Origin of the sequence: Mycoplasmopsis fermentans PG18, from assembly GCF_000209735.1 — a bacterium.
GTDB lineage: Bacteria > Bacillota_I > Bacilli_A > Mycoplasmatales > Metamycoplasmataceae > Mycoplasmopsis > Mycoplasmopsis fermentans.
Map to the genome: position 1 here is coordinate 515521 of NC_021002.1, position 14331 is coordinate 529851.

General features: G+C 27.1%; 13 protein-coding genes. 4 read left to right on the forward strand and 9 right to left on the reverse strand.

Going from position 1 to position 14331, the window contains the following annotated elements; genetic code table 4:
* Nucleotides 1–8: 8 nt before the first annotated feature.
* Both tsf and MBIO_RS02360 read left to right on the forward strand, forming a co-directional pair.
* Nucleotides 9–881: a translation elongation factor Ts gene (gene tsf, locus MBIO_RS02355; RefSeq protein WP_013526900.1), complete on the forward strand. Its 873-nt coding sequence runs from the start codon at nt 9–11 to the stop codon at nt 879–881.
* Nucleotides 882–1114: 233 nt separating this feature from the next.
* Nucleotides 1115–1642, forward strand: a complete 528-nt coding sequence (locus tag MBIO_RS02360) for a hypothetical protein (RefSeq protein WP_013526901.1) — start codon at nt 1115–1117, stop codon at nt 1640–1642.
* A 94-nt stretch (nt 1643–1736) separates the two neighbouring features.
* On the opposite strand, the gene MBIO_RS02365 is transcribed toward MBIO_RS02360, so the two are convergent.
* The 7 genes from MBIO_RS02365 to asnS form a co-directional block, all read right to left on the reverse strand.
* Entirely contained in the window at nt 1737–2216 is a 480-nt protein-coding gene (locus MBIO_RS02365; protein ID WP_013354674.1) for a PTS sugar transporter subunit IIA, read from the reverse strand.
* Nucleotides 2217–2236: 20 nt separating this feature from the next.
* On the reverse strand, nt 2237–3118 hold the full coding sequence (locus tag MBIO_RS02370; RefSeq protein WP_013354675.1) for a DegV family protein: 882 nt from the start codon (nt 3116–3118) through the stop codon (nt 2237–2239).
* Between the two features lie 192 nt (nt 3119–3310).
* Nucleotides 3311–4927 (reverse strand): MHO_4530 family protein, encoded by a 1617-nt coding sequence (locus MBIO_RS02375; protein WP_013526902.1) that lies wholly within the window; start codon nt 4925–4927, stop codon nt 3311–3313.
* A 43-nt stretch (nt 4928–4970) separates the two neighbouring features.
* Nucleotides 4971–7142 (reverse strand): ATP-dependent helicase, encoded by a 2172-nt coding sequence (locus MBIO_RS02380; RefSeq protein ID WP_015510970.1) that lies wholly within the window; start codon nt 7140–7142, stop codon nt 4971–4973.
* A 12-nt stretch (nt 7143–7154) separates the two neighbouring features.
* A complete protein-coding gene (locus MBIO_RS02385; protein ID WP_013526904.1) occupies nt 7155–7805 on the reverse strand; it encodes an RDD family protein in 651 nt (216 codons plus the stop codon).
* A gap of 8 nt (nt 7806–7813) precedes the next feature.
* A complete protein-coding gene (locus MBIO_RS02390) occupies nt 7814–8821 on the reverse strand; it encodes a glycosyltransferase family 2 protein (RefSeq protein ID WP_015510971.1) in 1008 nt (335 codons plus the stop codon).
* 9 nt (nt 8822–8830) lie between these two features.
* Nucleotides 8831–10189, reverse strand: a complete 1359-nt coding sequence (asnS, locus tag MBIO_RS02395) for an asparagine--tRNA ligase (RefSeq protein ID WP_041594218.1) — start codon at nt 10187–10189, stop codon at nt 8831–8833.
* A gap of 289 nt (nt 10190–10478) precedes the next feature.
* On the opposite strand from asnS, the gene MBIO_RS02400 reads away from it, so the two are divergent.
* Nucleotides 10479–11213, forward strand: a complete 735-nt coding sequence (locus MBIO_RS02400; RefSeq protein WP_013354681.1) for a PQ-loop repeat-containing protein — start codon at nt 10479–10481, stop codon at nt 11211–11213.
* A 103-nt stretch (nt 11214–11316) separates the two neighbouring features.
* Nucleotides 11317–12636, forward strand: coding sequence for a C1 family peptidase (locus MBIO_RS02405; RefSeq protein ID WP_258408926.1), 1320 nt, complete (start codon nt 11317–11319; stop codon nt 12634–12636).
* Between the two features lie 45 nt (nt 12637–12681).
* Here the strand turns inward: MBIO_RS02405 and MBIO_RS02410 are convergent, their stop codons facing one another.
* Nucleotides 12682–12879, reverse strand: a complete 198-nt coding sequence (locus tag MBIO_RS02410) for a hypothetical protein (protein ID WP_013526908.1) — start codon at nt 12877–12879, stop codon at nt 12682–12684.
* 9 nt (nt 12880–12888) lie between these two features.
* A complete protein-coding gene (gene mgtE / locus MBIO_RS02415; RefSeq protein ID WP_013526909.1) occupies nt 12889–14331 on the reverse strand; it encodes a magnesium transporter in 1443 nt (480 codons plus the stop codon).

Genomic DNA, 14331 nt, shown 5'->3' on the forward strand with positions numbered 1-14331 from the left:
GAGTTACTATGGATAAATTAGGTTTAATTAAAGAATTACGTGAACGTACCAATGGTGGTATGGTTGACTGTAAAAAAGCTTTAGAAGAATCAAACTGAGACATTGAAAAAGCTATTACATGATTAAAAAGTAATGGAAAAATTAAAGCTGCTAAAAAAGCTAACAGAGTTTCAGCTGAAGGTTTAGTTGCTATTGCAGCTAATGCTACTAAAGCTGTTATGGTTGAATTAAACTGTGAAACAGACTTTGTTGCACGTAATGAAAAATTCAAAGCTTTAGTAGAAAAAATTGCTAAATTAATTTTAGATTCTAAAGCTAAAACAGTTGAAGCTGCTCTTAAATTAAAAGATGGTAAAGAAACTGTTAACTCATTATGTGAAAATTTAACAGCAACAATTGGCGAAAAAATTACACTTCGTCGTTTTGAAATTGTTGAAGCTAAAAAAGGTGAAATTTTAGGTCACTTTGTTCACGTTAATGGTCAAATCGCTGCTATTGTTAAAGTAGCAGGTAGTCATGAAGAAAGTGCAAGAAATGTTGCAATGCACTTAAGTGCTATGAAACCAGAATTTATTTTTGCTAAAGATATTCCTGCAAGAAGACTTCAATTATTCAAAGATGAATTTGTAGTTCCAGCAAACTTTGACAAAAAACCAGAAAAAGTTCAAGAAATGATTCGTCAAGGATCACTTAACAAAAAAATTGGTGAAGTTACTTTAGAAGAACAACCATTTATGATGGATGAAAGTTTAACAATCAATAAATACTTAGCTAACCATAAAAGTAAATTAGTTTCAGCTATTCGTTATGGTGTAGGTGAAGGTATTGAAAAAGTTGCTTGTGACTTTGCTTCAGAAGTTGCTGCGCAAATGAAAAAATAATTATTTTTTAAAGTTACCATTTGACTTTTCAAATGGTACTTTTTTTGTTTTTAAAAATTATTTTAAAATCAAAAAAGTTATACACAAACAATCAACATAAAAATTGATATTGGATTTTGACCAATTAAACTTATTTAAAGGTCAAAAAGTAAAATAGACAAAAACTTATGCACAATTTTCAAATTAATACTTTTTTGGAAAAATGGAATCATTTTCTTTTATACAATTAAATCATGGAAACAAAAATAACGACGAGTAACGAACAGTTACCAATATTGAAACCTATTTTATTAGCATCAGATTTCGTCGAAAAGATCAAAGGAGATAAGTTATATTCAGATGTGATGATGCTAATAGCACAAGATGAGGATTATGTCTATTTTGTCTCATGTTTAAAAGAATGAGAAAAGAATTATGAATTGGAACCTCGTTTTATTAAAATATATGAGGAGGAAGGCATAATGGAAAATGGTGATAAAAAACCAATTACATTAGCTAAAGGAATTGATTTAAGCACAATTTTCAAAATTAATTTCCATGAACTTATAGAAAAGGTGGGACATAAATTAAATCAATTGCCGGCATTACCTTATTTAGGCTTAAAAAATCAATTGGAATTTGTTAACAGGATAACAGAAAACATTAACGAGGAAACTAAAGCCAATGCACCACGAATTGTTATAATTCGCAGAAGAGCAACTCTAAATGATTTTGATGTTAGAGAATGTAAAAGAAAATTAAATCAAGTTCAAGACTTTTAATTTTTCTATACACTACGATATTTTGAATATCGCTTTTGGTATTGGGCGATATTTTTTTGTAAAAAAATGAGCCTAATTCAGACTCATAATTCTATTATTCGTATTGGTGCATATCAACATTAAATTTACTCATTACTTCATAAATTTCATCAGCATTTTTGGCTTTCATAATTTTATTATCCAAAGTATTATCTAAAGCTAAAATACTAATCATTTGTAAAGTATCAATTTGTAAATTACGATTATTTTTACTTAATACTAAAGCAAAAACTAAATTAACATTCTTTTCATCATCAGCTTTTCAATCATTAACCCCATCATTATTCATAGTTAAAATACATAATGTGTCTTTTTTAACTGTTGAGCTTAATGCTTGACAAATTGCAATGCCACCGCCTATTGCAGTATTCATTAATTCTTCTCTATATAAAAAAGCTTCATATATTTTCTTTTCATCACTAACAAAGTTTTGTTCATTTAGTTGATGTGATAAAAAGTGCAAAACATCATCTTTTTTATCAAAATTTGAATGTACAAAAATAGAATTTTTGTTTAAAAAATTATTGAATTTCATTTTAGTTGTTCTTTCTATTATTAAATTTCTCTTTTTTCTAATCTAGGCATGATACTTAAAGAGAAAGCTTCAGGACCTGTATGAACTGCGATGGCAGAAGATGTTCATCTTTCTGTATCTATTTTAATATTTTTTTCTTTTGAAACTTTACGAACAGTTTTATTAACTTCTTCATCAATTCCGTGAATTCAGTCAATTTTGAAGTTTTCTGTTAATGTTTTGAGATCTTTTGCTTTAACGAAAGCTCCTAATTTTTTAAATATTTGAATTATTGCACCCTTAACACCACGAGCTATTCCAGCTGTTGAAACATGTTGTTTAATAAACTTAACATAAGGATAAATTCTTAATTTAGACATTGTTTTTAAAACGAATTTTTTAAAGCTATTATTAACTCTACCGCCCTCAATCAAATAATTAAGTTTTATTGGCAAAACGTAAATTATTGAATTGTTTTTTATTCATTCTAATTCTTCAAATACTTTGTCTAGTGTTTGATATTTTTCATAAACTTTTTTAATATGATTAATAATTTCATTGTATTGGTCACCAACTCAGCAGTTATCATAAACGTGAAAGTTTTTATATTCTTTGCAAATTGTTGCAATGTTGTTGCAACTTGAAGATAATGATGAACCAATTGGGAAGTAAATTACTTCATCATATTCTTTAGTCATTTTGTCCACTGTATCTAAAACAGCTTTAACATTTGGCATAGATGATTTAACTGATTTTCCTTGATCAAGTTTATGCAATAAATCTTCTTGGTCTAAGTCAATACCATCTTTATAAACTACACCATCAATATCTGTTAAAAAAGGAAAATAACCATAACCTTTTTTAAGAATTAGTTCTTGCGGTTCACTAATAAAGCCGTCAACAATAAAACCTATTTTTTTCATTATTGACCTCCAGTCTTTAAATAAAAATACTTATCTATTATAATATACAATTATAAAATTTTATAAATAATTTTAATATCATTATATCATTAATTTTTATGCATTTTTATTTTAATTTTTTAACATTTTTAATTTAGACTAAAATGCCTATAAAACAATAAAAAAAGAAAAAACACATGGTTCATCTTTTTTCTATTTGCAAACATATTGTACATCTAATGTTTTTACCATAAGTTCATCTAAGCCTTCTGGTAAGTTTTGATAAATAATAACATGATTTTTAATAGTGCTAATTGTTTTAACGAAGTTTAAAAGTTTTATGTATAAAATTTGATCTTTTTCAATGTATTTGCAAATCTTTTCCGATATAACAAAAACCTTGATATTTCCGATATTAACATAGTTAGTTAAACGGTCATTTATCTTTTCGATATATAAACCTAAGTTAATGCCTTCTTTCAAATTACTAAAAGCATTGTTAATTAATCGATAATTAAATCCGTTTTGTAATGGTTTAATTAATAAAGTTGTTTTTGGTCGATCATATGTATTTAAATTAATTAAGTCATATTCATTTGTTTCCAAAATAATGTTTTCATCTTCTTCACAATTTTCCATTAAATATTTGTTTCATTTATTGGTATAAATCAAACGATATCACGAAACATTATTAAAGAATTCTGAATCTTGGTCAGAGTAACCTATGACTCTATTTTTTAAAATTGCAACTTTGCTTTGACGTTTAGTTTTATATGAAATAATTGGAATGTTTTCTTTTATATATTGTTGCAATTCATTTTTCTTTTCATAATCAAGCATCATAGATTTAAATTCTTGATAATGGTTGTCATGTTTTGTATCTGAAATTAATCAAGAAGAATATTTATCAAATTTGCGTTTGTTATTTAAGTGTTGTATTAAGTATTTTGATTTATCAACTAATTCTTGAACATCATCAACACTTTTGAAAGTGTTAACACTTAAAAAAGCAAAGCTATTGAAAAATGGATTAATAATTTTTCTTTCATGTAAGAATTTTAATCTTTTAAGTGCTTTTTTAGTGTAGTGGTTTAGCCAGAATGACGAATTGGTTTCAAAGATTAATAATATTAATCCGTTTTTAACGTAGTAATATCCAAACATATTATTAAGCTCAAATATTCTCAAAATATCTTCAATGTCTGATTTACTAATGACATTATTGTAGAGAAATTCATTGATGCCCAAAGCATAAGCCAAAATATATTTTTCCTTATTTAAAGCATTATATAAATCTTCAGATTTTTTAATAAATTTAAATGTTGTTGAAGCACTTCTTTTTGGTCTTGCGTTTCAGTGGATTGTTAAGTAGTATCGATTATTTCCAAGAGGGAAGAATTTTAAAAGAATTTTTTCTTTAGTCATTTTAATGTTTAGAAGTTTTAAACCTTGAGCATTTTGATGTGTTCGATAGCCTTTAGAACTCATCTTGCAGTAAATATTAAATCTTTTATCATTATTGTCGTTTTGTGAAAGATATTCAGTCAAGTTTTTTTGGCTCTCTTCATCTAAGTAAGAAAGAAAGACATCAAAGTCGACATATTGATTAGCTGAAAGACCTTGAAGACGTGAGTCCATGTTTAAAGATCCACTTAAGCTTTTAGAACTCAAGCGAATTATTTTTTTTTGTCCAAAGTCTAATTTAAAGATTGCTAAACCATTTGTTTTGACTTTATGAACATGATTTAAGTAAATAAAAACTATAATAAAGATGTCTATTAAAATAACACATGCTATTATAATTGCTATTCCCAATAATAATTGATCCATAATGCTCCTTTTTACTAAAATAGCTGTTTTATAGGTTTATTTGTTAATCATCTCTATTTTTTAAAAGTCGAATTGAAGCGTGATTTTTAGCTAAAACTTTGATTGTTTTTTGTCCTGTGAATCTAACGCTAATTGTATCGTTTTCAACAGCCACAACTTGGCCTTCGCCAAAGAAGGTGTGGCTAATAATGTCACCTACTATAATTTTTTTGTTCAAAGCTTTTATTTGTTTTTCGTCAACTATTTCATCAAAATCAAGGCCAACAGAACCTGTTTTAAGAATAAAGTTTTTAAGTTCAATTCCCATTTCACGAATAAAACGTGATGGTTTCTTTTCTAAATCTGTACCAATTAAATATCCACGACTATCGCTAATAAATAATCTATTTCTTGCTCTGGTAATTGCCACATAAGCAAGTCTTCTTTCTTCTTCTAAAGCATCATCTGAGTTTGATTTTAATGATTTATAGTTAGGGAAAATTTGATCACTCATTCCCACTAAAAAGATATTGTCAAATTCTAATCCTTTAGCAGAGTGGACTGTCATAAGTGTTACATAATTTGTAAAGTTATCATATTCATCACCTGCTGAAAGTAGTGAAACTGATTCTAAGTATTCTTTAATACTCTTATTTGGATTCTTCTTTTCTCAAGTTACTATTGAGCGAATTAATTCAGCAACATTATCTTTAGCAGTGCCACGAAGTGAGGTTTCTTCTTCTATATGTTCATAGTAGCCAATTTCCTTTAAGAATTTATCTAAAACAACACTAATTGAGTTGCTTTTTAAAGCTTGACGATAAAGGTTGATTTTGTTAAGAAACTTAACAATGTTGTTTTTAACATTTAAAGGTACTGGCAATTCCTTGTAATATTTAATTAAATATGAATAGAGAGTTAATTTTTTATTATTTGCTGCTTCTTGTAATTTTTTAAGAGTTGCTTCTCCGATTTTACGGTTTGGAACATTAATTATTCTATTTAATGAAACATCAGAGCCATCATAGATAACTCTTAAAAATGCTAGAGCATTCTTAACTTCAGTTCTTTGGAAGAATTTTTGACCATTAAAAATCTTGTGGTTAATATTTTCATTAATTAATTCTTCTTCGAAAGGACGCGAATAATAATTTGAACGGTAAAAAATAGCAATATTTTTAAGCTGAATTTTTTGTTTCTTTAATTCATTAATTTTTTGGACCACTCATCTAGCTTCAGCTTCGACACTAAAAGCATGAATAAATTCTATTGGTGTTCCTTGTTCACGATTTGTTATTAAATCTTTACTAAAACGTTTTTTGTTGTGTTTGATTAATTTGTTAGCTGCATCTAAAATTGTTTTAGTTGAGCGGTAATTTGTATTTAAAATAATCGTTTTAGTATTCTTGAAATCCTTATCAAAATCAAGGATCAAATTAACATCAGCTCCTCTTCAACCATAAATAGTTTGGTCAGGATCACCAACAATTGTTAATTGAGCATTTGAAGATAAGTATTTAACAATATCATATTGGATAGTTGAAGTGTCTTGGAATTCATCAACTAAAACATATGAATATTTTTTACTTCAAATTTTTGCCACTTCAGGGAAGTTGTCAAATAATTCCTTAACTTTGATAATTAAGTCATCAAAATCGAGACATTTTTTGCTTGTTAAATATTGATTATATTTAGAATAAATTTTTCCAACGAGTGCATTAGATCTATGCTTTTCTTTAGCATCTAATTCTTTAACAATTTCGTCTTCACTAAAGCCTTGGTTCTTGGCTCATGAGAAAATCTTCATAACATTTTTGTATGAAACATCTTCATTTGAAATGCCTTCAGCTTTATAAAGTTGAGCAATAATTGTCTTCTTATCTGTTTCATCAATAATTTGGAAGTCATTACTTAAATTAACATGAATAGCTTCCTTCCTTAAAATCTTTGAGCTTAAAGAGTGGAAAGTACAAATATCGATTTGATTAGCTTCTTCGCCGACGTATTGTTTAACACGTTCGCTCATTTCGTTCGCAGCTTTATTAGTGAAAGTCACTGCTAAAATTGAACGTGGGCTAATTCCAAGTTCATTAATTAAATAAGCCACCTTCCTAGTTAAAACTCTAGTTTTACCACTTCCAGCTCCAGCGATGATTCTTAAAGGACCATCAAAATACATTAAAGCTTCTTTTTGTTCAGCATTTAATGAATTCAAAATTTCATCTCGTTTGCTCATATAAGTCTCCTCCTATTTTTTAATGTAAATTACAGCTTCATTATTACTTTTGAATGGTAACAGTTTGATTTCATCTAAATAGCTTGATTGTGAGTAATGTTTTAAGTATGTTACTCTGGTGTTTGTTGAACGATCAAAAAGTCCAAGTCTGGTTCTTAAAGCCATTTCCATAATGTAATTAATTAAGATTAAAGTGAATCAAAAGCCAGATAAAAATATGATTAGTTTTGAGGCAATTTGAAAACGATAATTGCCTTCATGTTTTTTAATTATGAATTGACTAAAGTCATTAAATTCATTTGGCATAACTAGTGTTATTGGGATTAAAATTATTAAAAATCAGAAAATTAAAGCAAATGCATTTCTTCTTAAAGGTAATAATTTTAAAGCTAAAGGAGTCATCTTTTTAGCAGGTATTATTTGTACTCTAAAAATCAGCATTCCAATTGTTCTACTACTATAAAACAATGGAATTAGTAAAAATAGCACAAGTAAAATAACTGTTGAAAATATAATAAAAGAATAAAAGTTAATTGCCTTGACAACACCTTTATGGACCATTAAAAAGTAATAATTTAAAATTGCTAAAGTAACAAAAAGTCCGAAGTCAAATAAATTAATTAATAGTCGATATCAAACATTAATATTTTTATGAAATTTCATTTAGAATCCTATAAATCATCCAAAATATCTTCTCATTTTTTAACTTTAGGTAGTATTTTTAAAAAGTTAGCTTCAGGATTATTTTTAATAACATAAATATTAGTATTAAAGAATAGACTATTGTCTAAATGTTCTTTTTCTAAGTATTTGTAAAGCTCATTAACAAAACGATCTGTACGTTTTTCATTGTAATTAATTCTGTCTTTAATAACATCTTTTGATCAGAATCTTAGTCTTCAGGTATTTAATAAAGCACCTAGAAAAATTTGCAGAAAATACATGCGAGCATAAGCTATTTCTTGCTCAAATTTTAAGTTATTATTTTTAACATAGTTTTCAATTGCTTTAAATTGTTCAATAAATGTTTTAGGATTCAATCACATTGATGAAGGAATAAATTCGCGAACAATTCTTTTGTTTGTATAAAGATAACTTTGTGCTTTAAGTAGCATAAAATAGTTTAGTTCGATACAAAACTTACTATCATTAACAACAATAGAACGGTGTTTTAAAAATTGGTTAATTAAAGATTTTTTGAAAACTTTATTAAAGATAAAAGGATATGAATATGCTAAAACTTGATGTTCTTCTTGAATGTTATAAACTTTTTCTTCTTCTAATCTTGGGTTTGGTTTTCATTTAACTGTGCCAACCAATCTTGGACGATATTCTAAAACATCTGGATTAAATTTTTCAATATAGTTTGTTAATTCTTGTGCAAAGTAAGAACGCATTGAGTTGTCACTATTAATAATTGTGGCATAGTTTCCTTTAACTAAGTGAAAAGCACAAACTATATCACTTTGCATAGTTCTCTGACGATTATTAGTAATAAATTTTAAACGTGTGCCAAAGAATGCTAAATATCTTTCAATAATAGAATACATTTTAGCTGAAGGGTTTCTTAAAGCTAAAATTAATTCAAAATCTTGATTATTTTGATCTTTCATACCTTCTAAAATATTTTTTAAACTTTTAGCGCTATTTATTCCTGGTGAAATAATTGATAATTTCATTTTACTCCTTTACATTTTAATATTTCCAGATGTTCTTGGATATGGAATAACATCTCTAATATTGTCAACACCTGTGACATACATTACTAATCTTTCAAAACCAACTCCAAAACCGCTTGAACCACTATCGCCAAAACGACGCAAGTCTAAATATCATTGCAATTCTTCTTGACTGATTCCTACTTCTAAAGCTCTTTGAAGTAATTTGTCATATCTAACTTCTCTTTGGCTTCCACCTATTAATTCGCCAATTCCTGGCACTAATAAGTCAAAAGCTGCTACAGTTTCATTGTCATCATTTTGTTGCATATAGAATGCTTTAAAACTTTTTGGAAAATTAATTACAGCTACTGGTCCATTAAAGATTTTTTCTGAAATATATCTTTCATGTTCAGTTGCTAAATCAAGTCCGAATTCAATATCTTGATTTTCAAATTGGTCTTTAACTTTAGCCAATTCTTTAATTGCGTCGCGATAGTCAATAACACTAAGTTTTGTTTTTAAAAAGTGATTTAATCTTTCTAAAAGACCTTTGTCAACTGTTTCATTTAAAAATTTAAATTCAGCAGGATGTTTTTTAATTGTATTTTTGATAACAGATTTTAACATGTCATCAGCTAATTTGATTGCATCCTTTAATTCATAGAAAGCAACTTCAGGCTCAATCATTCAAAATTCTGCTGCATGTTTTTTGGTATTTGAGTGTTCTGCTCTAAAAGTAGGTGCAAAAGTATAAACTTTTTTAAATCCAATTGCATAACTTTCAGCATGCAATTGTCCTGTAACTCCTAAAGTAGCTTTTCTAGTCCCAAAAAAAGGATCTTTTGAATTTCCATCATTAACTACAAAAGTTTCTCCAGCTCCTTCACCATCATTGCTGGTAATAATAGGAGCATTGAAGTATAAGTAACCGTGTTCATCAAAATATTTATTAACTTCTTTAGCTAACGTTGATCTTATTAACATTGTAGCTCTTAAAAGATTTGTTCTATGTCTAACATGAGGAATATCTCTTAAGGTTTCTAAATTGATTCCTTGTTTTTGAATTGGAAAGTCTAAATCAGCATCTCTTAATAATTTAACTTTAGTAGCGACTAACTCTAAAGGTTGTTGAGCTTTAGGAGTTAAAGCTACTATTCCTTTAACTTCAACTGCAGCACCTAAATGAATTTGATCTAATTTGTCAAAGTCAAATTTTTCGCCTTTGCAAGTTACTTGTAATGATTGAACAGTTGAACCATCATTAATACTAATAAATCTAATTTTTTTGTTACCTCTATTTGATGTAACTCATGCTTTAATTTCTAAAGTTTTGTTTTTAAATTCTTTACTCTTCTCAAATAAACTTTTTATGTCACTTGTTGCCATATCCACCTCTAATTAATACTAAATTTATTTATTATTTATTAATAATAATTTTAGCATAGAATATTAATATTAATATTAAATGAGTTTAAAAAACTTCAAAAAGTTGGTTCTGATAACAAAAAAAATTTGCAAAATAATTTAATTTAAAAATTTATCTATATAATTGCATAGGTTTATATTTAAAAAATAATAATTATTTTTTGGCCAATAATACTGTTTTATAGGCTAATAAGCAATTTTAAGTACATTATTAATTTATATTTTATTTAATTTATGAAGGGACAAAAATATGGAAATAGCTCAATATGTTTTTGGAACTTTGGCTAGTTTATTAATGGTTTCAATCTGCATACCTCAAATTATCCAAACTCTAAAAACCAAAAGTGTTGGAAATGTTGCATATTCAACATTCATTATTTACTTTTTTGGTGGATTTATTTTTGTGCTTACTATGTTATTAAAAGATGGGGTTGGAACTTATGGTTTAAGCGATCCCCTTGTTAATATAATTGGTAATGTTACATTTGCAATTTTAATGGCCTTTACTATTACTTTATTCTTTATATATGATAAAAAAACTAATAAAGTTTTTAAAATTGGTATTGGTTCATTACTTTGAATTTTAGCTTTAAGTGGTTTAGTATTTTTCATTGTAGTATATGCAAACAAAAATGCTAGAACTAACTTAGGACCTGACAACGGTTGAATGATAGCGATGTCTGTTATTGCAACTTGTTGTTGTGCTTTACCTTTTACAATTCAAATTGTGAAAACAATTAAAAGTAAAAGCGCGGATGGTCTTAGCTTACCAATGCTTTATTTAGGAATTGTATTAAATGCATTATTATGTATTTATTTAGGACTAGTAGTTCCATTTAATACAGCTACTTGATATGTTTACGTAATTTTCCAATTAGTAGCAATAGCTGTTTATGTTGTACAAACTTACTTATATTATCATTTCAAAAATAAAGCTAAAAACGTTCAAAGTGAACAAGAAGTTCAAATTGAAACTAATAACTAAAATTCAAAATGATTATGAGGCTTTTAAGCCTCATTTTTATTTTTAAAAAATTAATTTAGTATAAAATAAAAAAGATTAACGTAATAAAAAAATGGAGGCAATTATGCAAATTAATAAAAAAGAAATTAATAATTTATATAAAAAATATTTAAAAAATTCAAACAATAAATTAATAGAAAGCGCTGTTACTAAAAATGGTATTTTCAATGCAAGTTATAACAATGACATGCAAACAAAACATAATTTTGAATTTAATACAGAAGTAGCTAAAGCTGGAATGACTAATCAAAAAAGTTCAGGACGTTGCTGAATTTTTGCAGGTCTAAATATGCTTAAATTAAAAGCTACTAAAAGTCTAAATGTTGAAAATTTCGAATTTAGCCAAAATTACTTTTTATTTTGAGACAAGTTAGAAAAATCAAATACATTTTTACAATTAATGATTGATAATCCTAAATTAAAATATGAAGATCGTCTTTTTGCTTTCTTAATGGAAGGCAGTGTTAGCGATGGTGGATATTGAGAATGAGTATCAGGCTTAATTAAAAAATATGGAGCTGTTCCTAAAATCGTTATGCCTGAAACATTTAACTCAAGCAATACTCACGGTTTAAATACTGCATTAAATTGTCAATTAATTAGTGCGACAAAAGAAATTAGAGAAGCTATTAAAAATAAAGCTAGTCAAGAAGTTTTAATGAAAATTAAACATGAAGCTCTTGAAAGAATTTTTGAAATCAATGCTAAATCATTAGGTTTACCTCCTCAAAAATTTTCATTTGAATATCGTGATAAATATAAAAAATTTATCAGAATCGAAAATGTAACACCATTAGAATTCTTAGAAAAACATGTAGGTACAGATTTTCTTAATAAAGTTAATTTATTAGATGATCCTCGTAAAGAAAATCCTAAAAATAGATTGCTTGTAGCTAAATACTACAAATCAGTTATCGAAGAAAAAGGATTAGAGTCACTTAATGTTACAATGGATGTAATTAAAAAAGCTGTTATTGCTTCATTAAAAGATAATGAGCCAGTTTGATTTGATTGTGATGTTGATGCTTATAGCGATCGTAAAGGTGGAATATTTGATATTGATCTTTATGAATATGAAGAAATGTTGAATATTAAAAATACTTTAACTAAAGAAGATAGAGTTAATTATCGTCTTTCAGTTCAAACTCATGCTATGACAATTGTTGGTGTTAATTTAGATAAAGATAATAATCCAATTAATTGAGAAATTGAAAACTCATGAGGAGAAGATGTTGGTAAAAAAGGTTACTTCTCAATGAGTGATAGATGATTTGATGAATATGTTTTTGGAGTTATTGTAGATCCTAAATATGTAGATAAAGTTGCTCTTAAAGGTTTAGAAAAACCTGCTATTGAATTAGAGCCTTGAGATCCTTTATCATAATAAATTATTAGTATAAAAAAATAACCAATAAGGCTGTTTTATAGTTTAATTGGTTATTTTTTTAAGTTTGTCTTTTTTAAGTTTAATTGCTAGATAAATAGTAATTGAAATAAGTATTATGACTGCTAAAGTTATTAAAACAATAGCTCAAGTTTTAGTTGTATTATCACTATTATTTATCTGTTCACTTGCTATTTTTAACATGCAAGCAGGACACTGACAATTAGTGGCATGTATAATCATTCTAGCCTCCTAAATTAAAACCATTAAAAAGGCAAAAGCAAATCCAAAAATTAATAATGAAGAGATAATATCAGTAAATGTATTAATTAATGAAGCTGATATTGAACTTGGATCTTTTTTAATTTTAGCTCAAATTATTGGAAATGCAGCACCTAGTAATTTTGAAATTGTTAAAGCTAATCATAAAGCAATTGAAGAACCTATTATTATTGCTCAATAAATCATTTTGTTAGTTGACATTAAATCTCTTGTAGCTGCAAAATAAATGCCTAAACGTGCAAAGTTAATTACAGCTAATATTAAACCTGTGACAAAACCGATTAAGGTTTCTTTTCAAATAACTTTACCATATTCACCAGGTTCTATTTCTTTTAAAGCTAAGGCTCGATTGACTGAAATATTAGCTTGAATTCCGCTATTACTTGTAGCATTATTAATTACTGGTATAAGGGCTGCAAAAGAAATTGTTGCTAATGAAATTTCGGCTACATCTTTAATTTTTTTAGCAATAGTTCATGTTCCAAAATACACTATAATTTGGGTCACTGTGGCAAAAAGAAGTAGTAATATTAATCATAAAATTCTTGATTTAATTATTTTATATCATGGAGTTTTTAAGTATTCACTTTCATTAACTTCATGGCTACTAATACCTGCCATTTTGTATAAATCTTCTGTAGCTTCTTCTTTAATAACATCAATAACGTCGTCACTTGTAATCATTCCAACTAATCTTTTTTCATGGTTAACTACAGGTAATACTGACATATCGTGTTCACTAAAAACTTGGGCTGCTACTTCGGTTTTATCATGAGCTGAAACATAAGTTACAGGATTATAAATATCATCAATTTTAGCATTAGGATCAGCAAAAACTATTTCTTCTAGTGTTAAAGCACCAATTAGTTTATTTGTTTCATTAACTACGTAATAGTAATGCACTAATTCAGCATTTTTCTTATGATAATCACGTCTAATTTTATGTAAAGCTTGTTCGCAAGTATATGAATTACCAATTGAAGAAATGTCTATTGACATTATGCTTCCAACTTCATCATCTTCATAGCTTAAAAGTTTATTTAATTCAGCTCTTTTTTCTTGAGGTGTATAAGCTAAGATTTTGCTTGTGACATTCGAAGGTAATTCTTCTAAAACATCAGCTAGTTCATCACTTTGTAATTCTTGTAGTAGTTTCATACCTCAATCTTCTGTAAAACTTTGAGCTAAATTAGCTTGGACTTCTTCATCAAGGTAGCTAAATAATTCAGCAGCTTCACTAGTTTTAAGTAAAGGCAAAAAAGTTAGCTGTTCTTCTAACTGTAATTCATTTAATAAGTTTGCAACATCAGCCATTGGATTATTATCAATAAATTCTCTGGCTTTAGTTACATTTTTAGTTTTAATAATTTCATGTAGTTCGTTTTGCAAACTAATCTCTTGACTTTCGCTCAT